24 protein-coding genes are annotated in these 25307 nt (G+C 63.4%); 14 read left to right on the top strand and 10 right to left on the bottom strand.

Features of this window, described 5'->3' with window-relative positions; translation table 11 throughout:
* The first annotated feature begins 70 nt into the window (after window positions 1-70).
* Entirely contained in the window at window positions 71-523 is a 453-nt protein-coding gene (locus EN824_RS32090; protein ID WP_127278012.1) for a hypothetical protein, read from the top strand.
* A gap of 15 nt (window positions 524-538) precedes the next feature.
* Here the strand turns inward: EN824_RS32090 and EN824_RS32085 are convergent, their stop codons facing one another.
* From EN824_RS32085 to EN824_RS32070, 4 genes are all read right to left on the bottom strand, one after another.
* On the bottom strand, window positions 539-1513 hold the full coding sequence (locus tag EN824_RS32085; RefSeq protein WP_127278013.1) for a WD40 repeat domain-containing protein: 975 nt from the start codon (window positions 1511-1513) through the stop codon (window positions 539-541).
* A 97-nt stretch (window positions 1514-1610) separates the two neighbouring features.
* The gene (locus EN824_RS32080) at window positions 1611-2138 is read right to left on the bottom strand and encodes a GNAT family N-acetyltransferase (RefSeq protein ID WP_127278014.1); all 528 of its coding nucleotides are present in this window, start codon (window positions 2136-2138) and stop codon (window positions 1611-1613) included.
* On the bottom strand, window positions 2135-2413 hold the full coding sequence (locus tag EN824_RS32075) for a DUF1778 domain-containing protein (protein WP_027142795.1): 279 nt from the start codon (window positions 2411-2413) through the stop codon (window positions 2135-2137). Before EN824_RS32075 ends, EN824_RS32080 begins: the two co-directional genes overlap by 4 nt.
* Window positions 2414-2493: 80 nt before the next feature.
* Complete coding sequence (locus EN824_RS32070; protein WP_127278015.1) at window positions 2494-3564, bottom strand: GTP-binding protein; 1071 nt, start codon at window positions 3562-3564, stop codon at window positions 2494-2496.
* A 409-nt stretch (window positions 3565-3973) separates the two neighbouring features.
* Here EN824_RS32070 and EN824_RS32065 point away from each other — a divergent pair, with 409 nt between their 5' ends.
* Window positions 3974-4444: a MarR family winged helix-turn-helix transcriptional regulator gene (locus tag EN824_RS32065; RefSeq protein WP_127278016.1), complete on the top strand. Its 471-nt coding sequence runs from the start codon at window positions 3974-3976 to the stop codon at window positions 4442-4444.
* Between the two features lie 12 nt (window positions 4445-4456).
* On the opposite strand, the gene EN824_RS32060 is transcribed toward EN824_RS32065, so the two are convergent.
* A complete protein-coding gene (locus EN824_RS32060) occupies window positions 4457-5326 on the bottom strand; it encodes an AraC family transcriptional regulator (protein WP_127278017.1) in 870 nt (289 codons plus the stop codon).
* Window positions 5327-5379: 53 nt separating this feature from the next.
* Between EN824_RS32060 and EN824_RS32055 the strand changes: the two genes are divergently transcribed.
* The 5 genes from EN824_RS32055 (at window position 5380) to EN824_RS32035 (ending at window position 9424) form a co-directional block, all read left to right on the top strand.
* Complete coding sequence (locus EN824_RS32055) at window positions 5380-5787, top strand: DUF2000 family protein (RefSeq protein ID WP_127278018.1); 408 nt, start codon at window positions 5380-5382, stop codon at window positions 5785-5787.
* Between the two features lie 193 nt (window positions 5788-5980).
* A complete protein-coding gene (locus tag EN824_RS32050) occupies window positions 5981-6865 on the top strand; it encodes a DMT family transporter (protein ID WP_189343547.1) in 885 nt (294 codons plus the stop codon).
* 65 nt (window positions 6866-6930) lie between these two features.
* Window positions 6931-7953, top strand: coding sequence for a LacI family DNA-binding transcriptional regulator (locus EN824_RS32045; protein ID WP_127278020.1), 1023 nt, complete (start codon window positions 6931-6933; stop codon window positions 7951-7953).
* The gene (locus tag EN824_RS32040) at window positions 7950-8933 is read left to right on the top strand and encodes a 2-hydroxyacid dehydrogenase (protein WP_135933086.1); all 984 of its coding nucleotides are present in this window, start codon (window positions 7950-7952) and stop codon (window positions 8931-8933) included. The genes EN824_RS32045 and EN824_RS32040 overlap by 4 nt, the downstream gene beginning before the upstream one ends.
* Before the next feature lie 86 nt (window positions 8934-9019).
* Entirely contained in the window at window positions 9020-9424 is a 405-nt protein-coding gene (locus EN824_RS32035) for a hypothetical protein (protein WP_135933085.1), read from the top strand.
* On the opposite strand, the gene EN824_RS32030 is transcribed toward EN824_RS32035, so the two are convergent.
* Window positions 9425-10198, bottom strand: coding sequence for a gamma-glutamyl-gamma-aminobutyrate hydrolase family protein (locus EN824_RS32030; protein WP_135933084.1), 774 nt, complete (start codon window positions 10196-10198; stop codon window positions 9425-9427).
* 262 nt (window positions 10199-10460) lie between these two features.
* Between EN824_RS32030 and EN824_RS32025 the strand changes: the two genes are divergently transcribed.
* Window positions 10461-11570 (top strand): TRAP transporter substrate-binding protein, encoded by a 1110-nt coding sequence (locus EN824_RS32025; protein ID WP_127278183.1) that lies wholly within the window; start codon window positions 10461-10463, stop codon window positions 11568-11570.
* 246 nt (window positions 11571-11816) lie between these two features.
* Here EN824_RS32025 and EN824_RS32020 read toward each other — a convergent pair whose 3' ends face one another.
* The 4 genes from EN824_RS32020 to EN824_RS32005 form a co-directional block, all read right to left on the bottom strand.
* Entirely contained in the window at window positions 11817-12845 is a 1029-nt protein-coding gene (locus EN824_RS32020; protein ID WP_127278184.1) for a zinc-dependent alcohol dehydrogenase family protein, read from the bottom strand.
* A 19-nt stretch (window positions 12846-12864) separates the two neighbouring features.
* Window positions 12865-14718, bottom strand: a complete 1854-nt coding sequence (locus tag EN824_RS32015) for a TRAP transporter large permease subunit (protein WP_135933083.1) — start codon at window positions 14716-14718, stop codon at window positions 12865-12867.
* Window positions 14715-15299 carry a TRAP transporter small permease subunit gene (locus EN824_RS32010; protein ID WP_135883735.1) on the bottom strand — a complete coding sequence of 195 codons (585 nt, stop codon included), beginning with the start codon at window positions 15297-15299 and terminating at the stop codon, window positions 14715-14717. The genes EN824_RS32015 and EN824_RS32010 overlap by 4 nt, the downstream gene beginning before the upstream one ends.
* 181 nt (window positions 15300-15480) lie before the next feature.
* Window positions 15481-16386 (bottom strand): branched-chain amino acid ABC transporter permease, encoded by a 906-nt coding sequence (locus EN824_RS32005; RefSeq protein WP_135933092.1) that lies wholly within the window; start codon window positions 16384-16386, stop codon window positions 15481-15483.
* A gap of 139 nt (window positions 16387-16525) precedes the next feature.
* On the opposite strand from EN824_RS32005, the gene EN824_RS32000 reads away from it, so the two are divergent.
* The 6 genes from EN824_RS32000 to EN824_RS31975 all read left to right on the top strand — a co-directional run bounded on the left by EN824_RS32000 (window position 16526) and on the right by EN824_RS31975 (window position 25180).
* The gene (locus tag EN824_RS32000; protein ID WP_135933082.1) at window positions 16526-17134 is read left to right on the top strand and encodes a CGNR zinc finger domain-containing protein; all 609 of its coding nucleotides are present in this window, start codon (window positions 16526-16528) and stop codon (window positions 17132-17134) included.
* Window positions 17127-17660, top strand: coding sequence for a hypothetical protein (locus tag EN824_RS31995; RefSeq protein ID WP_127278188.1), 534 nt, complete (start codon window positions 17127-17129; stop codon window positions 17658-17660). Before EN824_RS32000 ends, EN824_RS31995 begins: the two co-directional genes overlap by 8 nt.
* A gap of 217 nt (window positions 17661-17877) precedes the next feature.
* Window positions 17878-21366, top strand: coding sequence for an indolepyruvate ferredoxin oxidoreductase family protein (locus EN824_RS31990; protein WP_135933081.1), 3489 nt, complete (start codon window positions 17878-17880; stop codon window positions 21364-21366).
* Between the two features lie 144 nt (window positions 21367-21510).
* Window positions 21511-23826: an EAL domain-containing protein gene (locus tag EN824_RS31985; RefSeq protein ID WP_135933080.1), complete on the top strand. Its 2316-nt coding sequence runs from the start codon at window positions 21511-21513 to the stop codon at window positions 23824-23826.
* A 300-nt stretch (window positions 23827-24126) separates the two neighbouring features.
* Window positions 24127-24888, top strand: coding sequence for an acyl-homoserine-lactone synthase (locus EN824_RS31980; RefSeq protein WP_127277800.1), 762 nt, complete (start codon window positions 24127-24129; stop codon window positions 24886-24888).
* A 142-nt stretch (window positions 24889-25030) separates the two neighbouring features.
* Window positions 25031-25180, top strand: coding sequence for a DUF3096 domain-containing protein (locus EN824_RS31975; RefSeq protein WP_015314280.1), 150 nt, complete (start codon window positions 25031-25033; stop codon window positions 25178-25180).
* Window positions 25181-25307 lie beyond the last annotated feature (127 nt).

The following is a 25307-nucleotide window of genomic DNA, read 5'->3' as shown; positions in this document are numbered from 1 at the left end:
GCCTTGGCCGGCGGCGCTTGACGCTCCGTGCGAAGTCGGCGCCAATGTGGACGGTAATTGGGCAAGGGAAATGCGGACGATCATCTGCGTGACGATACTGTTCCTGTCGACCGGTACGGCGTTCGCCACCGGCGGCATCTGGTGCTCCGTCGATGATCCACTGGTCAAATTCCAGGTCGATGCCGGCGTCACCACCGGGATGGGCGGCCCGACCTTCAATTTTCGCGGTGATCTCGAAATCAAGGCAAGGCCCGCCGGCGATCAGCTGCGAAAGACCATTTTTGAGAACTCCAACCTCACCCAGTACTGGCTGGACAACAAGGAACTGCGGCTGAACATCTACCGCGAGCAGGAGGTGGCCAAGACCTACAGTTCGGTCGAACTGACGATCCTGACCAAGGCCAGCGACGAAGGCGTCTATGATGGAAACTACAAGCTCGCCGTCTATGACAGCACGGCCGACAAGGACAGCGATGGCAAGCCGGTCGATCTGACCGGCAAGGTTTCCTGCGGCGCCGAGTAATCCGCTGGTTCGAAACTAGGCAGTGATGTCGATGACGCCGCAGTCGCCGGCGGCACTGCCGAAGGCGACGCGGCGTTCTTCCTTGTCCCACATCATCGCGGTGATGGCGCCCTTGCCCGGGCGCCGCAAAAGCACTTCCTTGGCGTCGGAAAAGCGCACGGCCATAACCATGCCGTCATCATAGCCGACGGCGACGACATCCTGGCTCGGGTGGCAAGCAACCGCCGTCACCATGGCGTTGCCGCGCGTGCCGAGTTCCAGCGGCGCCTTGCCCATCGGCCCGTCCTTGGCCGAAAACGGCCAGACGATCGCCGCCGGCGCGCCGGAACTGGCCAGCCACTTGCCTTTGACGCTCCACGACAGGCTTTTGACCTTGCCGGGATAGCCGCTCATGCGCATGTGCTTGCCGTCGGCGAGCTTCCAGCCATGCAGGGCGTTTTCCTGCATGGTGGTGACCAGAAAGGTGCCGTCCGGCGAGAAGGTGATGCCGGTGTGGGCGCCGGCCCATTCGAGCTCCACCGGCTTGCCTTCGGCGGCCGGGAAATGCAGCGTCGCGCCATTGTAGCGGGCGACGCCGAAGCGCATCCCCTTGGGCGAGAAGGCCAGCCCCTCGACCGAGCGCGGATGGGCAAATTCCCGGATCTTGCCATCGGCGAAGCGCACGAAGGCCGTCTTTCCCGTGGCATAGGCGATGGCGCCTTGCGGCCCGGCGGCAACGCTGGTGATCCATTTCTTGCCGGCGCTCGCCACCTCCCGGGTCTCACCTCCGGCTTTCACGGCAAACACCTTGCCGTCCTCGCCGCCGGTGATCAGCCGGTCGTTTGCCGCGTCATGGAAGGCCGCGAGCAGCCCGTCATTGGCCTGTACAGTCTTGTGGCCATTGTCGAGCCGGTGGATAGCGCCATCGGCCAGCGCGAAATGCGGCACATCGCCAAGGAAGACGGCGGCGACGCAATGGCCTTCGAGATCGAGCGGGGCGACTGTGGGCATGATTATCTTTGTTCAGCTAGATGACAGTACAGAGGCGGCTTACTCGACGTTTGCGGTTCCGGCAACCGGAGGATCAGCGAAGTGCGAGAGGCTGTCATCAAAGCAGCCCCTTCGCCCGCAGATCGGTTGCGAACGTCGCCAATGGCATCACCAGGGTCAGATTCGATCCTTGGAGGCGCTCGGCTCCGTAGCTGGCATACCATCTTGCGGCCCGCTCGCTCTTGGCATCGATCATGAGCAGGATTCCGCCACCTTCGCCGGCCAGTCGCAAGCAGCGCAATGCCGCGGCGGCAAGCAGCTGACTTCCGAGCCCCTGTCCGGCGACTCTGCGGTCGGTCGCCAGCCGGGCAAGTTTGAAGCCGGAAACCTCGTGCCGCGCCAAACCTCTCGTCATCGCCTCGGGCACGGCTTCATGAGCAACGGCTGAAGGTGCGATCGTATAGAAGCCGAGGATCTGCTCCAAAGCCGCATCGTCGATCGCACAGAAGGTCTTGGCGGCATTTTGTTCGTGGCTTTGCCGCGCGTACCGCCGCAGAAAATCGTTCATCTGCGCATCGCCGCAATCGAACGAGGCCCGATCATGGCGTTTCGCGATCGGCTCCTCGTGCCAGGACGGAAGTGTCACAGAGTATCCGGCAAGGCCGCGATCGCCGCTCGGAGCTTGGCATTTGGTTTCGGCGGGTTCTCCAACAGGTCGAGTATACGTGTGAAATCGCGGTCGGATACTTTCGCAACCTCGGCTGCTTCGATTACCGCCTGTGCTTCGGGAACCACCTTGTTGAGAATGAAGTCGGTAACGTCCTGATGAGACAGTGCGGCAGCGCGCGCGATCATCGCCTTCTGCGCAGGCGCGATGCGGATTTGATAGCGCTCAGTTTTATTGTCTGCCGACCTGGGCATCGGAAATCTCCTCAAACTCATGTACACATCCTATGTGTACATGAAGTCGACATCAACCCTTCAAGATCATCAATACGACTTTACGATGCCTGGCAGGCGTCAAAGCTCTTCTTCAGCCGTTCGGCGTCGAGTTCGCGGCCGATGAACACCAGCCGGCTCTCATGCTTTTCGCCGTCTTTCCAGGCCCGCTGGTGGTCGCCCTCGATGATCATGTGCACGCCCTGGATGACATAGCGCTCGTCATCGCCCTTGAGCGCGATGATGCCTTTCAGCCGCAGGATGTTGGGGCCTTCCATCTGAGTGATCTTCTCGATCCACGGGAAGAATTTCTTCGGGTCCATTTCGCCGCCGCGCAGCGACACCGACTGCACCGTCACGTCATGGATATCGGACGGATGCGCGTGATGGTGGTGGTCGTGCCCATCGTGGTCGTGATGATGATGGTCGTGATCATGATCATGATCATGGTCATGGTCATGGTGATCATGGTCGTCATGCGCCTCGAGAAAATGCGGGTCGTTTTCCAGCGCCCTGGACAGGTCGAAGGCACCGCGGTCGAGCACTTCCGACAGCGCCACGCCGGCGCGTGTCGTGCGGTGGATCCTGGCTGCCGGATTGATGGCGCGGATCGTTGCCTCGACCTTGGCGAGTTCTTCGGGGGTGACGAGGTCGGTCTTGTTGAGCACGACGACGTCGGCGAAGGCGATCTGGTCCTCGGCCTCCTTGGAATCCTTGAGCCGCAGCGGCAGGTGCTTGGCGTCGACCAGCGCCACCACGGCATCGAGCTTGGTCTTGGAGCGCACGTCGTCGTCCATGAAGAAGGTCTGCGCCACCGGCACCGGATCGGCGAGCCCGGTGGTTTCGACGACGATGGCGTCGAAGCGGCCGGGTCGCCGCATCAGGCCTTCGACGACGCGGATCAGGTCGCCGCGCACCGTGCAGCAGACGCAGCCATTGTTCATCTCGTAGATTTCCTCATCGGATTCCACGATCAGCTCGTTATCGATGCCGATCTCGCCGAATTCGTTGACGATGACGGCGTAGCGTTTGCCGTGGTTCTCCGACAGGATGCGGTTGAGCAGCGTAGTCTTGCCGGCGCCGAGATAGCCGGTGAGAACGGTTACGGGAATCTGCGTCTGTGCGTCGCTCATGGCTTGCCTCGAAATGACTGGGCCCTGAAATCCAGGCCGCGAAAAGGGATTGTCGGTTCCATATAGGATGTGCGCCGGGTTTTTGCACGGGCAAACCATGGGCCAAAGTTGCCGGCTGGGATTCGTCCTGACATCGTGGCCGCGAAAAGCCATCGCCGCCCCGGCGATGGAAGATCAAGACGACGTCCTGTCCGGGGGCCGCCGGTCGTGGGATCGCAGCCGCAGCGAATCCGTTCCCCGCCAAACTCGTTTGTCATCTAACTGAAATAAACATCTGGCATCACCACGGCGGACACCGCAATGCTTGCCGGCAAAGCTGTTTCGAATGCCGGAATCTTTCGATCGTCGATTGCCAACCGGCCGGCTGCGTCTATGCTGTGCGCACCGGTACGGCCGAAGAGGGATGACCATGGCCAAGGCGGACAAGACTGCAACGATGAGCCGGCTGCATTCAGCGGCAAGGCTGGCAAGGACCGCGCTGGCGGCACGGCTCCTGGCGCATGGCTTCTACGCCGGCCAGGACCAGATCATGCTGGCGCTGGACCGTGAGGACGGCCAGACACCGGGCAATCTCGCCGGGCGTCTCGGCGTGCGCCCGCCGACCATCACCAAGACCATCAACCGGCTGCAGGCGCAGGGTTTTCTGGAAAAACGCGCGTCGGAATCCGATGCCCGCCAGGCGCATATCTTCCTCACCGATACCGGCCGTGAAACCATCCGCGCCATCGAGAAGTCGGTGAAGAAGACCGAAAAGCAAGCGTTGAAAGGCCTCGACAAGAAGGACCAGAAGGCGCTGTTCAAGCTGCTCGCCCGCATCGAGGCCAACCTCTCCAATGAGGAACTGGTGCTGATCGACGACGACGCCGAGTCGGACGACTGATCTCTTCGGCAATCAGGCTGCCGCGGCAGCTCCATGGATCAAGGACGACCAGCGTCCCGGTGTCATGCCGAACGCTTTCTTGAATTGCCTGTTGAAGTGGCTCTGGTCGCTGAAGCCGGCTTCGATCGCGATCTGCGCCAAGGGCTCGCCGGCGGCGATCATCCTGCGCGCGCGCTGAAGCCGGCGCATCACCAGGAAACGATGCGGACTGGTCGAGAAGGCCGTGCGGAAATGTCTCGACAGGGCATAGCGGTCGAGACCCGTGACGGCTTCCAACTCGCCAGAGCGCACGGGCCGGTCGAGGTTTTCCGTCAGATACTCGCGCGCCAGCGTCGCGGCCCGCCGCGCCGTCCCGGCTATCGGCTTTGCCGGCTGGCCGCCATGCCGGGCCAGGCTTTGCATCAGCTGCGCCAGAAAGTCGTCGACGAACAGCTCGTCGAGTTCCTGCTCCAACGGCCCGAGCGCCGAAAACAGCGTCGCGCAGAAGGCATCGTCCGTCACCACCCCGTCCCTGACGAACGGCAGCGCCGCGCCGCCGAGACAGTCGAGCATCAGTGACGGCTCGAGATAGAGCATTCTGTAGCGCAGGCCTTCCTCGGTGCCCGCGCCGCCATCGTGCAATTCGTCGGGATGCAGCACGATGACCTGGCCAGGCAGGCTCAGCCGTGCCGCGCCACGATAGCGGAAGGTCTGCACGCCGCGCAGCGTCACCCCGATCGCATAGGTGTCGTGGCGATGCGGATCGAAGGCGCTGCCGTGAAACCGGGCCTCGATGCGCTCCATCCCGGCGGGATCGGGAGCCGAGATGATGCAGTTTTCAGCGGCATCTGCGCACAAACGTCCAAGACCCTCGAAGGCCTGGCTGCCTAGATCGTGCAACATCGTCTCCTTCACAGCCTCGCTATCGGGGCCTAACCTCGAATGGCCATTTTGTCATGTTCGATACGAAATTTGCAATCGTACTGCGAGAAGACTTGCCCGTCTGGCAGAAACTCAACGTCACCGCCTTCCTGACCAGCGGCATCGTCGCGCAATTCCCCGACATCATCGGCGAGCCCTATCGCGACCGCGCCGGCAATCTCTACAATCCGCTGTCGATCCAGCCGGTTATCGTGCTCTCGGCCGACCAGGCGACGCTCGGTGCGATCCACCGGCGTGTGCTGGAACGCGGCGTGACGACTTCGCTCTATGTCGAGGAGATGTTTTCCACCGGCTTCGACGCCGCCAACCGCGCCGTGTTTGCCGAATTCGCGCCCGAAGACGCCAAGGTGGTCGGCATCGCGCTGCGCGCCGAGAAGAAGGTTGTCGACAAGATCACCAAGGGCGCCCGAATGCACACATAGCGCCCGCGGACTAAGCCTGACGGCGGCTGTTGTTGTACCAGCGACCCCAGGCGCGGCAGCGGGCGACAATTGGCTTGCCGGCAAGCGACAATTCCCGCAAAGGTGGGCTCCAGCCCAGCTTTTCCCCGGCCTGCACGTGAATCCTTCCCAAAGACAGTCAGAAAGCGCGACGCCGCCGGTGGCGATCCTGTGCATGCTGACCACCTATGTCTTCTTCACCTTCCTCGACACCTCAAGCAAATATCTCGTCCTGGCCGGCGTCTCCGTCCTGATCGTCGCCTGGGTGCGCTTTGCCGTGCATGTCGTGCTGGTTGGGGCGCTGCTGCGGGGCTGGCGCGAGCCGGCGCGGTTTCGCCCGGTCAACCTGCCGGCGCATGTGATGCGCGGCGCCTTCCTGTTCGGCTCGACCATGTTCAACGTCCTGGCGCTGCGGTCCCTGCAACTGGCCGAGACGACGTCGATCTATTTCTTCGGGCCGATGGTGATCACCGCTCTTGCCGGCCCGCTGCTCGGCGAATGGGCCGGCTGGCGGCGCTGGCTGGCGATCCTGGCTGCTTTCGCCGGGGTCCTGATCATCACGAGGCCGGGTGTCGGTGTTTTCGGCATCGGACATCTCTTCGCGCTCGGCTCGATGCTGTCGAACTGCTTCTATGTCATCATGACGCGACGCATGTCGGCCACCGAGACCTCGGAAAGCCTGATCCTGTTCTCGGCGCTGGCGCCGGCGGTGCTGCTGTTGCCCATGCTGCCGTTTTCCTTCTCTCTGCCGCACGATGGCTGGCACTGGTTCGTCTTGCTCATGCTCGGCGTGTTCGGCGGCGTCGGCCACTGGCTGCTGGTCCAGGCCTATCGGCGGGCAACGACCACGGCGCTCGCCCCCTATCCCTATTCGCAGATGGTGTGGATGATCCTTTCCGGCTGGCTTGTCTTCAAGCAGTTCCCCGACCGCTGGACGCTGGTCGGCGCCGCCATCATCGTCGCCAGCGGCCTCTACATCGTCCATCGCGAACACCGGCTTCGGCTGCGCAGCCGCGCGGCCTCGGATGTCGAGGCCGAGGCGCTGGCAAAAAAACTTTGATTTGGCCCCGATCGATGGCATAAGGCCGCCCTTAAACAGTTTAAAAAACGACGGGGAGCGAAAGCCTGGCACAGAAGATCAAGCTGTCGACGATCGCGGATGCGCTTGGCGTGTCCACGGCCACCGTGTCGCTGGCACTGCGCGACAGCCCGCTGGTTGCCGGCTCGACGCGCGACCGCATCAAGGAACATGCGCGCGCCATCGGCTATATCTACAACCGCCGCGCCGCCAGCCTGCGCACCTCGCGCTCGGGCATTGTCGGTGTCGTCGTGCACGACATCATGAACCCGTTCTTCGCCGAGATCCTGCGCTCGATCGAGAGCGAGCTCGACCGCAGCCGGCAGACCTTCATCCTGTCCAATCACTATGATCAGCTCGAAAAGCAGCGCACCTTCATCGATACGCTGCTGCAGCTCGGCGCCGACGGCGTCATCATGTCACCGGCCATCGGCACGCCCGCGTCCGACATCGTCATGGCCGAGGAGAACGGCCTGCCGGCGGTGCTGATCGCACGCACCGTCGAGGGCGCCGACGTGCCGGTGTTTCGCGGCGACGACTCTTATGGAACAGGCCTCGCCACCAACCATCTGATCTCGCTCGGCCACAAGCGCATCGCCATGATCGGCGGCACCGACCAGACCTCGACCGGCCGCGATCGCTACCAGGGCTATGTCAACGCCATGGAGGCGGCGGGGCTCGAAGTCAGATCGTCCTGGCGCATCGCCGGTCCGCGCACCAAGCAGGCGGGTTTCGAAGCCGCGGGGCAATTCCTGGCGCTGAAGGACAGGCCGACCGCCGCCTGCTGCTGGAACGACCTCGTCGCCATCGGCCTGATGAACGGCATTGCGCGCGCCGGCCTGGTGCCGGGCATCGACATCTCCGTCACCGGCTATGACGATCTCGAGGAGGCGGCGATCGCCACGCCGGCGCTGACCACCGTCTGGAACGGCCAGCGCGAGGTTGGCCGCCGCGCCGCCAGCGCGCTGCTCGACAAGCTCAACGGTCAGACGGTGCGGCCCTCGCAGGAATTGATCAAGCCGGAACTGCATGTGCGCCAGTCGACCGGCAAGCCGGTGGAGCGTGCATGACCAGGGCCGAAGATCTGGAAGCCGTTGCCATTCTGGTGCCGGCGGATTTCAGCGGCCATGCCGCCGATCGCATCGACCGGACATTCAGGCGCGTCGGGATCGAGCGTACCGATCCGGCGCTGGTCACCGAGGAGATGCGCCGCACCGTACGTGGCATCGCTTCCTTTGCCGGCATCAGCGCGGCGATGATGGATGCGTTGCCAAATCTCGAACTCATCGCTTCTTTCGGCGTCGGCTACGATTCCGTCGATGTCGGCCATGCGGCGGCGAAGAACATCATGGTCACCAACACGCCCGACGTGCTGACCGAGGAGGTCGCCGACACCGCGATCGGGCTGCTGATCAACACGGTGCGCGACCTGCCGCGCGCCGAGACCTGGCTGCGTGACGGCAGTTGGATGCGCAAGGGCAACTATCCCCTGAGCCGGCTCACCTTGCGCGCGCGCCGCGTCGGCATTTTCGGCATGGGCCGCATCGGGCAGGCCATTGCCCGGCGGCTGGAGGCCTTCGGCCTGCCGGTCGCTTACCACAACCGGCGTCGTGTCGAAGGCCTTGCCTACCAGTATCATCCGACGTTGAAGGGCTTGGCCGAGGCGGTCGATACGCTGATTTCGGTGGCGCCCGGCGGAGCTTCGACGCAGAAAGCGGTCAATGCCGAGATCCTGTCGGCACTCGGCGCGAATGGCGTCTTCGTCAACATCGGCCGCGGCAGCACGGTCGACGAAACGGCCCTCGCGGCCGCCCTTGCCGACGGCACCATTGCCGCCGCCGGGCTCGATGTCTTCGCCGACGAGCCGAATGTTCCCAAGGCGTTGCTCGACTTGCCAAACACCTCTCTGCTGCCGCATGTCGGCTCTGCTTCGGAGCACACACGCCGCGCCATGGCGGATCTCTGCGTCGACAATCTGGTGTCCTGGTTCACCGAGCGCCGCCCGCTGACGCCGGTGCCGGAGACGGTCAATGTGAAGGCTCGCCCTTGAGCGGTCGGGCTGCCATATTTATTAACGTCTGCTTAACCCTTTGAAATCATTCTTCATCCTGTCTGTATGTATGGGTGAAGATCAGTATGAAGGCGCTTTCCGCATTGATCGCCGCCGCCGCCTTGTTTGGCGGCATTCAGCTGTTTCATGGCGGCAGCGGTGAAAGCGTCACCGAGGAGGCTACGCCGTCAAACATCTACAGGCTGGTCGCCAACGGTGACGAGGGGGCCTGCGCGGTCACGCGCGGCGCCTCGGTCTCGGATGGTCTGTCGCTGTTGACCGTGGCGCCGAATTGCCGACGGCTCCTGCCAGGCATCGAGCAGGTGAAATTCTGGCGCCAGCAAAACGACGGAACGGTCGCCTTCAGTGCCGACGGCGTCGATCCGATCGTCACCTTTGCCGTGGCTGACGGCGATGGCTACGAATCCTATGCCCCGGCGCTACCGTTGTTGTCGCTCGCGGCGGATGGTGACTTGAAGCCGCGAGACTGACTACTCCGCCGCGGCCCGTGCGCCGGCTTTCGCGGCCGCATGCAGGCGCACCGCATCGCCGAAGGCGCGAAAAATCTTGGCGGAATTGCTGTCCGACTTGACCCAGTATTCGGGATGCCACTGGACGCCGACTGCGAAGGCGCGCGCGCCCTTGACCGAAACCGCCTCGACCGTGCCGTCGGTGGCGACCGCCTCGATCTCGAGCTTCGACCCCAGCCGCTCGATCGCCTGGCGATGCAAGGAATTGACCTTGATGTCGCCGGCACCGAACACGCCGGCCAGGCAACTGCCCGGCTTGATCGAAATGGTCTGGTGAATGGCGAAGCGCTCGTCCTGTTTGTCGCTCACTGCCGCACGGTGGTCCAGCGATCCCTCGCGCTCCTGGATCTCGGTGCCCAGCGTACCGCCAAGTGCCACGTTCAGCTCCTGAATGCCGCGGCAGATGGCAAGCAGCGGTACGCCGCGCTCGATCGCCTTGCGGATCAGCGGCAGCGTGGTGGCGTCGCGCGCGGTGTCATAGGGGCCGTTGGCTTCGCTGGCATCGCCGCCATAGAGCGAAGGGTCGACGTTGGATTTCGAACCGGTGAGCATGACACCGTCGACCGACGACAGGAGTTCGTCGAAGTCCAGCCGGTCGCCGAACGAGGGCACGAGCAGGGGGAAAACGCCGGCACCCGCGATCGCCGCTTCCAGATATTGTTGCGGCGCGGCATGCCAGGTGTAGTTGTCGAATTGACGGACGTCGGTCGATATGGCGACGAGCGGCTGCTGCATTTTGGGTCTGTTTTCCATCTGGCAAGGAATGTCCTGCCCCCAAAATAGGCGATGTCAGGGCATTTTTCCATGCCAAGTTTCAGCGGGTCGCATAGGCCACGAAATCCCCTGTTAGACTATAGTTGCAGGTCCCCATGGCCCGGTCGCCAAATCCGGCGGCCGTGCTGGACTCGACCCCGTGCCTGTGTATTGTTTCGCCAGCCGATGCGGGTACGGAGGATGTCTCTGGCGTCGGTCTGTTGATCCAAAAGGGAGGAACTGCATGGATCGTCGTTCATTCATCCGCAAGGCCGGCGTGACCGGCGTCGGTGCAGCCGCAGCGGCGGCCACGCTCGCCGCACCGGCCATAGCCCAGTCCAACCCCAAGGTGACATGGCGGCTGGCGTCGTCCTTCCCGAAGTCGCTCGACACCATCTATGGCGGCGCCGAAGTGTTCTCCAAGATGCTGTCTGAAGCCACTGACGGCAATTTCCAGATCCAGGTCTTTGCCGCCGGCGAGCTCGTCCCTGGCCTGCAGGCCGCCGACGCCACCACGGCCGGCACGGTCGAGGCCTGCCACACGGTGGCATATTATTACTGGGGCAAGGATCCGACATGGGCGCTGGGTGCCGCCGTGCCCTTTTCGCTCAATGCGCGCGGCATGAATGCCTGGCATTATCATGGCGGCGGCATAGACCTGTTCAACGAGTTCCTCGCCACGCAAGGTCTGTTCGGCCTACCGGGCGGCAACACCGGCGTGCAGATGGGTGGCTGGTTCCGCAAGGAGATCAAAACCGTCGCCGACCTCTCCGGCCTCAAGATGCGTATCGGCGGCTTTGCCGGCAAAGTGGTGCAGAAGCTCGGCGTCGTGCCGCAGCAGATCGCCGGCGGCGACATCTATCCGGCGCTGGAAAAGGGCACCATCGACGCCGCTGAGTGGGTCGGCCCCTATGACGACGAGAAGCTCGGCTTCTACAAGGTCGCGCCCTATTACTACTATCCCGGCTGGTGGGAAGGCGGCCCGACCGTCCACCTGATGTTCAACAAGGCGAAATACGAAGAGCTTTCGCCGACCTACAAGTCGCTGCTGCGTACATGCGCCCAGGCCGCCGATGCCAACATGCTGCAGAAATACGACTACGTGAACCCTCCGGCGGTGAAGCGGCTGGTGGCCGGCGGCGCCAAACTGCGCCCGTTCAGCCAGGAGATCATGACCGCGTGCTTCGAGAAGGCAAACGAGGTCTATGCCGAAATGGAAGCCTCGAACGCGCCCTTCAAGAAGATCTGGGAATCGATCAAGGGCTTCCGCAAGGAGCACTATCTCTGGGCGCAGGTTGCCGAATACAATTACGATACGTTCATGATGGTCCAGCAGCGCAACGGCAAGCTGTAGGGTTGAGCCTTGTCCCTTCTCCCCGTCACTATACGGGGAGAAGGTCCCGGCAGGGGGATGAGGGGCAGCGCCGGCTTCGGCGATTGAACGCCCTCGGCGCAAGCCCAACCGCGCATCTTATCAATTCAGCATTGGCGCCGCCCCTCACCTGCCTGCCGGCATCCTCTCCCGTATAGGGACGGGGAGAGGGAAGCTGTCATCGACGGTTTCGCCAATCGCCAACGTTGCAAGATGAAGGACCGCACTTCAGCCCAGGCCTGGCACCACCAGCACCTTGACCTCGCCCGGCGCGGGCGGATTGGCGATCACACCAGGCGCCTCTTCCAGCGACACCTGCCTGGAGATCAGCCGGTCGATCTCGATCGCGCCCGACGCGATGAGCTCGGCGGCGCGGCGATGCGTATAGGGATTGAGGAACGAGCCCAGTACCTTCAGTTCCCGGAACAGGAGGTCGAAGGGCTCGAATTCCGCCTTCATGCCTTGCGGCGTCACGCCGACGATGACGACGGTGCCGCCGGCCCTTGCCAGCCGCATCGACTGCTCGACGGTGTCGCGCACGCCGGCGCATTCGAACACCACGTCGGCGCCGCCGGGCATCAGTCCCGCCCGTCCGGCGATGGCATCGATCACATCGGCGGCTGTGGGATCGACCGTCGCCGTCGCGCCGAGTTCCCTCGCAAGCGCGCGGCGCGAGGCTTGCCTTGTCGACAGGATGATGGTGGTGGCCCCGGCGAGCCGAGCCAGCTGCACCGTTAGCAGGCCGATCACGCCGCCGCCGAGCACGACAACCGAACTGCCAGGCTTGATCTCGGCAAGGTCGGCACCGTGCAGGCAGCAGCCAAGCGGCTCGCAGAACGCGCCATGTGTCGGCGGCAGATCGGCGGGCAGGATGAAAGCCTGTTTTTGCGGCATCACCACATAGTCGGCAAAGCCGCCGTCGCGATGGATGCCGATGGCGTTGAGATTGCGGCACAGATTGACCCGGCCGGCATGGCAATGCGGGCACCGTCCGCAGGCGATGTTGGGATCGCCAGTGACCCGGTCGCCGACGGCAAAGCCGGAGACCGCATTACCGACGGCCTCGATGATGCCGGCGAACTCGTGCCCGGGCGTCACAGGCGGCCTGCAAGGGAATTCGCCGTGGAAAAGATGCCGGTCGGTGCCGCAGACACCGCAGGCCTCGATCCGCACCAGAAGCTCGTCCGGACCGGGAACCGGCTTGGCGACCTCGCGCAGCGCGATGCCGCCCACTCTCTCCAACCGCACGGCTTTCATGGCGTCTTCCCCTCCGAGCTCAGTTGAAATTCGGCGGCTGCGACAGGTCCGGCGTCGGTGTCGCCGGCTTGGCCGGCGGCGCATCGCCGAAATTCGGCGGCTGCGACAGGCCCGGCGTCGGTGTCGTCGGCTTGGCCGGCGGTGCATCGCCAAAGCTCGGCGGCTGCGACAGGTCGGGCGTGCCGGGCGCGGCCGGTGCGCCGCCGCCATTGGCAGGAGCGCCGCCACCTTCCGGCGCGCCGAGCGGCGACAGGCCGGGCGCTGCTGGCACCTGGTAGTCGATCGTGCCGGAATCGACGGCCGTGCCCTTGTAGCGCATCACCATTTGCGGGAAGGCGATGGTCAGGCCGATCATGATGACCTGGATGCAGACGAACGGCACCGCGCCCCAATAGATCTGCCCCGTCGTTACCGGCGCGATCTGCTTACCGGTCAGGCGGTCGAGATAAGGCACGCGGGCGGCGACCGAGCGCAGGTAGAACAGCGCGAAGCCGAAGGGCGGGTGCATGAAACTGGTCTGCATGTTGACGCCCAGGAGCACGCCGAACCAGATCAGGTCGATGCCGAGCTTGTCGGCGGCCGGCGCCAGCAGCGGCACGATGATGAAGGCCAGTTCGAAGAAATCGAGGAAGAAGGCGAGGAAGAAGACGAGGATGTTGACGCCGATCAGGAAGCCGACTTCGCCGCCCGGCAGTGAGGTCAAGAGATGCTCGACCCAGATCTGGCCGTTGACCCCATAGAAGGTCAGCGAGAACACCCGCGCGCCGATCAGGATGAACAGCACGAAGGACGACAGCCGCGTCGTCGAGGCCAGCGCCTGCTTGATCACGTCCATCGACAGCCGGCCCTTCATCGCCGCCATCGCCAGCGCGCCGACCGCGCCCATGGCACCGCCCTCGGTTGGGGTGGCGATGCCGAGGAAGATGGTGCCGAGCACCAGGAAGATCAGCGCCAGCGGCGGGATCAGCACGATCACGACCTGCTGCGCCAGCCGCGACATCATGTTGATGTTCAGGCTGCGGTCGAGAATCGCGACGACGTAGATGAAGATGACGCCGACGGCCGCGCCGAGAATGTCGGCATTGTCGCCATGAGCGGGCACCAGGTAACGGTAGGCGGCATAGGCGATCGCCACGGCCACCACCAACGCGATCAGCAGGGACACCACGCCATGGCCGAGTGTGCGGGCCTCGAGCGGCAGGGCCGGCATCGACTTTGGCCGGACGATCGACATGATCACGATGTAGAGCGTGTATAGGCCCGTCAGCACCAGGCCGGGGATCAGGGCGCCGGCATACATGTCGCCCACCGAGCGGCCGAGCTGGTCGGCGAGAACGATCAGCACCAGCGACGGCGGAATGATCTGCGCAAGCGTGCCCGACGCCGCGATGACGCCGGACGCCACCCGGCGGTCATAACCATAGCGCAGCATGATCGGCAGCGAGATCAGCCCCATGGCGATGACCGAGGCCGCCACCACGCCGGTTGTCGCCGCCAACAGCGCGCCGACGAAGATCACCGCGTAGGCAAGGCCGCCGCGGATCGGTCCGAACAGCTGGCCGATAGTGTCGAGCAGGTCCTCGGCCATGCCGGATCGCTCGAGCACGATGCCCATGAAGGTGAAGAACGGAATGGCCAGCAGCGTGTCGTTCGACATTACCCGGCTGCCGTAGAAATTGTCCGGCAGCGCATAGAGCAGCGGCCATGCGAGATTGATCGCGCCGCCCGAATAGGGCGTCAAAAGCACGCCGATGAAGAAGAACATCAGGCCGTTGGCGGCAAGCGAAAAGGCGACGGGATAGCCGATCAGCATGAACAGGATCAGCGAGGCGAACATGATCGGCGCCATGTTCTGGGCGATGAACTCCATCACGAGCGCACCTCTTCGGCGAGCGCCTTGGCTTCGAGTTCGGCCTGTTCGTGCACGGAAATGAACGGGTTGGGATCATCCATGACGCCGCGCATGATGGCGATCTTCTTGATGATCTCGGAAATGCCCTGCAGCGCGAGCAGGAAAAAGCCGACCAGCAGGATGGCCTTGGCCGGCCACACGATCAGGCCGCCGGCGTTGGTCGACATCTCGCCGCTATGAAACGACAGCCGCACGTAGGGCACGAAATAGAACACCATCAGCGTCACGAACGGCATCAGGAACAGGATGTGGCCGAGAAGGTCGATCCAGTGCTGCACGCGGCGCGAAAACAGGCCGTAGACGATGTCGATGCGGATATGCTCGTTCTGCTTCAGCGTATAGGCGGCAGCCAGCATGAACGCCGCGCCGAACAGGTACCATTGCAGCTCCAGCCATGCATTCGACGAAATGTCGAAGACCTTGCGGATGACGGCGTTGGCCGCGCTCACCAGGATCGCCAGCAGGATCAGCCAGGATACCGATTTGCCGATGAATTCGTTGGCGCGGTCAATGACCCTGGATAGAGCGAGCAGCCCTGCCATGCATTCCTCCCTGATGCGGTGACGCGCGATCCCCCTTTTTCGTCGCGTCGCGTGGCCCAACGGTATGCAGTGCGTGGTCCGGTTGGTCAACACGAGGAGGACGGATGCAGGCAATCAGCCCTTGCGGCACGGTGGAAAACCGCAGCCTGACGAAACGTCATGCAACCAAAGTCTGATGGGCTCAGACGACCTTGCCGGTGTCGCGGCCGGCGCCGATCAGGATCAGCATGGCCACCAGGAACAGATACATCCACGCATCGCGCCATTCGACCGGGAAATAGCCGGCCCACAGTGATTCGGCCATGCCGAAAGCGGCCGCGCCCAGCGCGGCCCGTGGCGGCGAGAGATAGCCGCCGACAGCGGTCACGAACAGGATCTTCAGGCCATAGACAAGGCCGGAACCGAAGCTGACATTGCCGTAATAGAGGCTGGCCATGACCCCGGCCAGCGCGGCGCAGAAGCCGCCGAACAGCACGGCACGCCGGAACACACCGCGCACGTCGACGCCGCACAGGGCGGCGGCCCCGGGGTCGTCGGAGACGGCACGCCAGCACCGGCCGAAGTTTGAGCGGGCAAACGCCCATGTAGCGAGTGCGACCGCCGCCAGGACCACGGCGCAGTCGAGCACCTGGATCAGCGTCAGCGTCGCCATGAAGCCGGAGCTTTCGGCGAAAACGATGGGCTCGGCCAACATTGGCGGCAGCCACAGATCGTGCGTGTCGGCGGCGATGCGGCTCGCTTCCGAAAGCACGAGCAGGATGCCGAGCGTCGTCACCACGATGGCGTTGGGCGAGCGGTCGGCCAACGGTTCAAAGACGCTGCGCGACAGGACATGGCTGATGAGCGCGGCATAGAGGAACGCCGCGACGACGCCGAACAGCACCGAGGCCAACAGCGTCAGCCACAGCACCTGGTAGGCGAAGGCGACGCTCAGGATCATTGCCTGGCCGCAGAAGGCAAACAGCGCGCCATAGGCAAGGTTGGTGCGGTGCAGGATGCCGTTGGTCAGCACATAGCCGAAGGCGAGCAGGGCATAGAGCGCGCCCGAATGCAGCCCGTTCAGCACCTGCTGGAAGAAATAGAGCATGCTCGACAACACCAGAAGCATCTCGCCCGGAGCATCTCGCCAAGAGCGGATCGGGCAAAGGCGACGATACCGTGCGCATGTGAGGTTTGCATCGGCGAATCTAACTTGTCAAACGCGATTTATCGGTTAGATTCCAGGAATGACAGTTGCCTGGACCCCACACCGGTTTACCGGCGGCCTGCTCGCGCTCGACACCGCGAATACCGTCGTGCTGCGCGGCGATCCGGAGCGCACGTTCGACCGTTTCGACGATCCGGGGGAAATCGCCCGCTTCGCCGACGCGGCCAGCGGCTTTCGCGCCGCCGAGCTTGGCGACAGGCGGTTGGCGGTGTCCTCGCCGGTGGCAATCGCGCCCATCGTGCTGTCGATCCGCGAGACGACCGACCGGCTGTTTCGAGGCGCGGTGTCGAAGGGCGCGGTTTCCACCGCCGACCTGCCCGAGTTCCTGCGGGCCTGTGCAGACGGCCTGGCTGCCGGCCGGACCGAGATCGGGGCGCCGGGACGGCCGTTCGGCGATCCGGCGACGCCGATCGCCTTCGAGGCGGCGCTGGCGGTTTCAGCCCTTTCTCTGTTGCGCGATGACACGGTCGCAAGGCTCAGGATCTGCCCCAACTGCACCTGGCTGTTTGTCGACAGAAGCCGCAATTCCAGCCGCCTTTGGTGCGACATGGCGGTGTGCGGCAACAGGCAGAAGGCGAGCCGTCACTATCGCCGCCGCATGGCGGCCAATGAGGTCAGGGATGCCTAGAGGATTTTCACGTTCGCTCGCTGCCGGCGCCATGCTGATTGCCGCCGCGGCCCTCGGCGCCTGTCGCGATACCGGCGGCGAAGGCAAGCTGTTCGAGGTTTCCGGCAAGATATTCGTCTTCAACTACCGCCTCGCCCGGGCGACCTATGTCGTGACGCTGCGGCCCCTGCAGCCGATGGGCGAGGGCCAGGTGGCGGTTGCCAGCTTCCAGAACCCCGCCGGAGGTGATCCATTCGTGGTCGAGCAGAAGGTCTGGCCGAAGCTCGACAAGGTGAGCCTGGAGAGCCCGGCGCTGACCTGCGTCGTCAAGAACAAACCCTATGCCATCGCCATCAGCATCAAGGGCGCCGATGGTGCGGTCCTGCAGACCATCGACACCACGCTGATGTCGACGGAAGATCAGTCGATCCTGCCCGACCGGCCGCTGGTCATCGACCAGCTCTATACGGCCAATCCCGATCTCGTCGGCCATCCCGACGGCAAGCTGCCCGGCGAGCCGAAGCCGGACTGCTCGAAAGCCGGCTGACACCTTCCGACGGCATCGATTTCGTCTGGAATTTTCGTGCGCCGTCGCGCTGTCGGCGCACGCTTTCATGCGCGGTCCAGCATCCGCCGGACTGTTTGTTGCGCGTTGGCTGGTCCTTTCGATTTTGTTTGACCTGCCTTGCAAGGGAAGAAAGGATGCGTCATCCGATCCCGACGTTGGCCGCTGCCCCGCGCGGCCTTCGCAGAGGAAATGCCTGATGACGCTGCATGATGTCGCGCTCGACGACAAGTTCGATCTCGGGAAGGAGCGTATCTTCCTGTCCGGCGCGCAGGCAGTCATTCGTATGCTCCTGATGCAGCGCGAGCGCGACCGCCGCGCTGGCTTGAACACGGCAGGTTTCGTCTCCGGCTATCGCGGCTCGCCGCTCGGCGGTCTCGACATGCAGCTGTGGAAGGCGAAAAAGCAGCTCGCCGGGGCCGACATCGTCTTCCAGCCCGGCCTCAACGAAGAGCTGGCCGCCACCGCCTGCTGGGGCTCGCAGCAGACGGAGCTGCTGGGCGAGGGCACCCATGATGGGGTCTTTTCGGTCTGGTACGGCAAGGGGCCGGGCGTCGACCGTTCGGGCGACGTGTTCCGCCACGCCAATCTCGCCGGCTCGTCGAAACATGGCGGCGTCCTTGCCCTCATGGGCGATGACCACATGGCCGAATCCTCGACCAATGCGCACGCCACCGAATTCCTCTTCGTCGATACCATGGTGCCGATCCTCAACCCGGCCGGTGTCCAGGAGATCATCGACTACGGCCTCTATGGCTTTGCCATGTCGCGCTTTGCCGGCACCTGGGCGGCGATAAAATGCGTCAAGGACAACATCGAATCGACGGCTTCGGTCGATGCCTCGCTCGAACGGTTGAAGATCGTCGTCCCGGATTTCGACATGCCGCCGGGCGGCCTCAACATCCGCCACGAGATCGACATGCTCGGCCAGGAGGAGCGGCTGCATGAGCACAAGCGTGCCGCGGCTTCCGCCTTCATCCATGCCAATGGGCTGAACAGGATCGTCTATTCGGGCGGCCGCAACCCGAAGCTCGGCATCATCACGCTGGGCAAGAGCTATCTCGACGTCCGCCAGGCGCTGGAGGATATCGGCATCGACGAGGCGGGAGCCAACCGCATCGGCGTGCGGCTGTTCAAGGTCGGCTGCCCCTGGCCGCTCGACCTGCAGCACATTGCCGAGTTCGCCCGCGGTCTCGACACCATCGTCGTCGTCGAGGAGAAGCGCTCGCTGATCGAGGTGCAGCTGCGCGAGAGCCTTTATGACACGGCCTCGCGGCCGGTCATTGTCGGCAAGAAGGACGAGCGCGGCGACTGGCTGTTCCCGGCCAAGGGCGCGCTGGACCCCAACGAGATCGCCATTGCGCTCGGCGAGAGGATCGTGAAGACCATCGGCCCGTCCGAGGAGATTTCGGCAAGGGTCGCCAAGCTGCGCCAGTTCCAGGCGATGCTGGCGGACGCCACCGACATCGGCTCGCGCACGCCCTTCTTCTGTTCGGGTTGTCCGCACAATTCCTCGACCAAGGTACCTGATGGCTCGATCGCCGCCGCCGGTATCGGCTGCCACTTCATGGCGCTGTGGATGGACCGCAACACGCTCGGCTTCACCGCCATGGGCGGCGAGGGCGCGCAATGGGTCGGCCAGGCGCCGTTCTCCAGGCGCGACCACATCTTCCAGAATCTCGGCGACGGCACCTACAACCATTCCGGCACGCTGGCGATCCGCTTCGCCCTGTCGAGCGAAGCCAACATCACCTACAAGATTCTCTACAACGACGCCGTCGCCATGACCGGCGGCCAGCCGCATGAGGGCGGGCTGACCGTGGACATGATCGCCAGGCAGGTGCGGGCAGAGGGCGTCGACCGCATCGCTGTCGTCACCGACGAACCCGACAAATATGCGGGCAAGGCCGAGTTTCCGGCCGGCGCCACCATTCATAATCGCGACGACCTCGACCTCGTCCAGCGCGAGTTGCGCGACGTCAAGGGTGTGTCGATCCTGCTCTACGACCAGACCTGCGCCGCCGAAAAGCGCCGCCGCCGCAAGCGCGGCACCTTTCCCGACCCCGACAAGCGCGTTTTCATCAACGAACTGGTCTGCGAAGGCTGCGGCGATTGCGGCGTGCAGTCGAACTGCGTCTCGATCCAGCCGGTGGAGACCGAATTCGGCCGCAAGCGCAAGATCGACCAGTCGAGCTGCAACAAGGACTTCTCCTGCGTCAACGGCTTCTGCCCGTCCTTCGTCACCGTGCACGGTGCCAAGATCCGCAAGGCCGAAGGCCTGGCCGGCGGGACCGACCCGCTTGAAGGCGTGCCGACACCAGCCGAATTCCCGCTCGGCGTCGAGGGCTGGGCGGCGATCATCGATGGCGTCGGCGGCACCGGCGTCGTCACCATCGGCGCCGTGCTTGGCATGGCGGCGCATCTGGAGGACAAGGGCTGCGGCATGATCGACATGGCCGGCCTCGCCCAGAAGGGCGGTTCGGTGTTCACTCATGTCCGCATCGCCCGCACGCCGGAAGACATCAATGCCATCCGCGTTTCGGCTGGGAAGGCCGACCTCGTACTTGGCTGCGATCTCGTCGTGTCGGGCGCCAAGAAGGTGCTGACCGCGGTGCGCGAGGGGCATACGATCTTCCTGGCCAACACCGCCGAGATCATGCCGGGCGAATTTGCCCGATCGGCCGATTTCTCGCTGCCGGTCGAGCGCCTGAAGAAGGCGATCCGGTCCGCCGCCGGTGACGACAAGGCGCATTTCTTCGACGCCACCCGCACCGCCACCGCACTGTTCGGCAATTCGCTCGGCGCCAATATGTTCATGCTCGGCTTTGCCTTCCAGCACGGCGGTCTGCCCCTCTCGGCCGAAGCTGTTGAAAAGGCTATCGAATTGAACGGCGAAGCGGTGGCGATGAATATCGCCGCCTTCCGCTGGGGTCGCCGCGCGGCGCATCAGCCGGATTTCGTGCGCGGCCTCGTCGCCCAGCCGGGCTTCGCCGACAAGGCCGGACAGGCCGCTTCGGTCGCTGAGACGCTCGACGAGATCATCGCCCGCCGTGTCGCCTTCCTCGCCGCCTATCAGAATGCTGCTTACGGCAAGCGCTACGCCGACAGGATTTCGACGCTGCGAGCGGCGGAAACGAAGGCCATGCCGGGTTCGACCGATGTGACCGAGGCCGCGGCCAAAAGCCTGTTCAAGCTGATGGCGATCAAGGACGAATACGAGGTGGCGCGGCTTTACACCGACGGCTCCTTCGCCGCCGAGCTTGGCAAGCAGTTCCAGAGCTACGAGAAGCTCGAATTTCATCTCGCGCCGCCGATCATGGGGCGTCGCGGCAATGACGGCAAACCGAGGAAATCGAGCTTCGGCCCCTGGATGATGAAGGGTTTACGCGTGCTCGCGGCGATGAAGGGTCTGCGCGGCACTGCTTTCGATCTGTTCGGCTACACCGCCGAACGGCGCATGGAGCGGCAGTTGCTGGCACAGTACGAAGCCGATCTGCAGCTCGTGGCCAACTCGCTGGCGCCGGGCAAGATCGAGGCCGCGACAGCCCTGGTCTCGGTCCCGGCGCTGATCCGCGGCTACGGCCATGTCCGGCGGGCAAGCGCCGAAAAGGCGGCGGGCGAGCGCCGCAGGTTGCTCCAGCGGCTGACCCAAACGATGCCGATACCGGTTCTCAGTGCCGCTGAGTGATTCCTCCACCAATGTTCAAAGCCTTTTTCGGGCTGTAAGCCCCTCTCGCCTTGGCAGGCGGACCGAAGCCGTTGCTTAACCCCCTGTTCTAAGCCTTTCTTAAGGCGGTTGTGGCATGACAAGGCCTAGCGTTGGGCCGACCATATGGGCAAAACAAAGACCGAAAGCATCCCCGCGGATGTTTATATCCAATTTGTGCGGTCGTTGTTCGACAACGCGCACATGTTGGTGATCGGTGGCGCGTGCTACTGGATCCTCGGATTCATGATTTATCAGCGCACGCAAAATCTGTTGTTTCTGGCCTTTTCTTTTATTCTACTGCCGATCAGCCTTCTCCGTTATTTCGGTATTCGCAGCTTCCTGAAGACCGGCGGCATGATTGCCGATGTCGAACACGCACACCGATTGGAGCGCAGCTACATCTTCAAAGGCTGCTTGCAGGGCCTCGGTTTGGGTGCGCTGTGCTTCGTGTCGATCTATGTGTATCCCGACCCATTCGCCGAACTGGCGGCGATGTCGCTGACGTTGGCAACCCTGGTCACGGTTGTCGCCCGCAACTACGGTTCTCCGCGCATGGTGCGGATTTTTTCCGTAACCTTCATCGGTCCGATGGCAGTTGCGCTCCTGCTGCGTCAGGATGCCCCGTCTGTCGTCCTCGGTCTGATGATCTTCCCGATGACGTTCATTACCATCAACAGCGCCGACCATGTTCGCAATGTGCTTTTTTCCGCGGTCATCGGCCACCAGCAGGCGAAAAGCATAACGCGCAGGTTCGACCGCGCGCTCAACACCATGTCGCACGGCCTAGTCATGCTCGGCCCTGACGGGCGTGTCGCGGTCGCCAATGCCGAGGCCGCTCATCTGATGTCGCTGAAATCGGCCGACGCGCTGCTCGGGCGCTCCATCCACGGCCTTCTGATGCGCGGCGTCGCCGGCGGTATGCTGGCGCCGAAGGACTGCCGCTACGTCGAGGCGCAGCTGACTCGCGCCTTGCGCGAGGGCAGGGACCGCAAGGTGCTTGTTTCGCTCGCCAACGGCCAGCATTACGAATTCTCCGCGCGCGAAGGCAGCCAGGAACTCGGCGTGATCACCTTCGAGGATGTTACGGCGCGCGTCGAAGCGGAGGAAAAGATCCGGTTCATGGCGCGCTACGACAATCTCACCGGCCTTCCCAACCGTGCCTATTTCCACGAACTGGTCGGCGAACTGATGGCCTCCGGCGACCGCGACCGCCTGTGCGGCCTCGCCGTGATCGACCTCGACGATTTCAAGAGCGTCAACGACACGCTCGGACATCCTGTCGGCGACGGGCTGATTTACGCCGTCGCCGATCGCCTGGCGGCCATCGCCGGGCAAGGCCTTACCGTCAGCCGCTTCGGTGGCGATGAGTTCATGCTGTTCTTCGACCGCATCGATGATGAGAGCCACCTGGAGAGCCTGCTCGACCGGATTTTCGCCGAGCTGCAGGGAGAGGTCGACGTCGCGGGCCACGGGTTGCGGATCCAGGCCAGCGCCGGCGCGGTGCTGTCCAAGGTCGGCGGGACCGATGTCGACGCCATGATCGTCAAGGCGGACCTGGCGCTCTACAAGGCCAAGGAGCTCGGCAAGAACGGTTGGCGGCTGTTCGAGGCGGCGATGGACGCCGCGTTCCGCAACCGCCAGCTGATGAAGGCGGATCTGCGCAGTGCCGTGGAAAGCACGGACCTGCGGGTCGTCTACCAGCCGATCGTGGCGATGAACACCATGCGCATCGCCAGTTGCGAGGCGCTCTGCCGCTGGGACCATCCCGATCTCGGACCGATTTCGCCCGGCATCTTCATTCCGCTGGCCGAGGAGATGGGCATCATTTCCGAAATCAGCACCTTCGTGCTGCATGCGGCTTGCACCGAATGCGCCAAATGGCCTGACCAGACCAGCGTCTCGGTCAATCTCTCGGCCAGGGATTTCCGCAGCCGCGACGTCATCCAGAAGGTGCGCGATGCGTTGGCGAACTCCGGCCTCGCCGCCGGCCGCCTAGAAATCGAAGTCACGGAAACCGCGCTGCTCGACGACAAGTCCTTGACCCGCCAATATATCGAGGAACTGAAGCAGCTCGGCGTCCGCATCGCCCTCGACGATTTCGGCACCGGCTATTCAAGCCTGAGCTATCTCCATAAGCTTCCACTCGACAAGATCAAGATCGACCGGTCGTTCGTGATGGACATCACCCACAATCCGCGCTCACTCGAGCTGTTGAAGGGCGTCGTCGATCTGACCCGTATCCTGGGGCTTACCGTCACCATCGAAGGCGTGGAGACATTCGAGCAGCTTAAGGTCTTGTTGCATTCGGTGAAGCCGGATCTTGTCCAGGGCTTCCTGTTCGGCGCAGCGCTCAGCGCGTCGGGTATCGAGACGATGTCGAACGTCACCTGGCCATTTGCCGCGGATCTGCGTCTCGCCGCCAAGCGCACAGCCGGCTAGCTTTCGCCGCAAATTCCCGCCCATCGAAGTCAATAATGTGCGTTGCTTGGATCGTGTGGCGGGCTCGTACGAACCAGCATATTTGGCAGTGACTTGGAACAATTCCAAGCAAAGCGCTCAGTAGTTTTCACGCGAACTTGGATCTGGACGCCAAAACTGCTCCTTTAGCCAACACCACTCTGCCGCCAGAATCTCCGGTCGTTAAGGTTAACAAGTGGTAAATTGGTAGGGTCGAATTTTCGGCTTGTGTCTCATTTCAACTCGAATAGCCTGTTCAGAGGCGGATACGAGGACTTGAGAATGGATGCTGCAAGAAACGATGCGCGGGCTGGCGCCGGCGCAAATGCTGGGTCGGCGCTGAACCATTCGATCATGCAATTGCTGGAGCATGTCGACTATCGTCTCATCACTGGAGGCGAGGATCTGGAGGCGATCTACCGCCTTCGCTATCATTCCTACCTGCAATCGGGCATGTGCGGCCCGATCGCCAGCGGGATGTTCGAGGATCGCTGGGACAATCTGCCGAATTCCTATCGGTTCGGCGTCTACTTCGATGGACACCTGGTCAGCACATTACGGCTCCACTACATTTCCCGAGAGCACCCTCATTCGCCGTCCGTCGACGCCTATCCGGAAATATTAACCGAGCGGCTTGCCCGCGGAGAGACATTCATCGACGGGACTCGCTTCGCAACCGATGCCGACAGTGCGCCCGCGCCCGGAGTCCTGCCTTTTCTGACGCTCAGGCTTGGCATGGTGGCCGCCAGTTACTTCAACCTTACGGCAGTGCTTACGCCGATCAAGATCGAGCATTCCGCTTACTATGCTCGCATCTTCCATGCCATTCAGAGGACAGAGGGCAAGGTGTTCCCGGGTGTTCTTGCGCCGATCGCTCTGTTCGAAATCCCCTGCGGCGAAAACTTGCGCCAGACACTCGAACGGTTCCCGTTCTTTAAGTCGACGGCGGTGGAGCAGCGGATGATGTTCGCTAATCCGGCCATCAACCGGCTGACGCCGCTGTCCATCGTACCGACGGCGAAATACTATCGCGACGCTGCCTGAACGGGCGCCTTCCTGGCATCATGAACCTTTCCCGCGGATCTGCCGTTATGAGTAGCGGCATCGCCATCGAGTATCGCCGCAATTCTGCCCAACGGGCGTTCGCCCCGGGCGTGTCGCATTGTTCGTGGGAAGGAATACGGTCATGACCATCCACTCGCTGGCCCTCACGCCGCTCATCTCGCTGATTGCCGGCGTGCTGATCCTCATCATGCCACGGCTGCTGAACTACATCGTCGCGCTCTATCTGATTGTCGTTGGACTGCTGGGCCTGTTTCCGCATCTGGCCGGCTGAGACAGCGGGTCAAGCGTGCCGCAAAGCCGCCGATTGCCCGGCATCGGCGGCCAGTTTCAATTTTCCCTTGAGGCAGTTGTCGGCTGCGATGCGGCAATAGCGCCATTGCTCTGCGCCCAGCTTTTCG

This window comes from Mesorhizobium sp. M8A.F.Ca.ET.181.01.1.1 (assembly GCF_004792025.1).
GTDB lineage: Bacteria > Pseudomonadota > Alphaproteobacteria > Rhizobiales > Rhizobiaceae > Mesorhizobium.
This window is presented reverse-complemented; position numbering and strand designations above follow the sequence as displayed.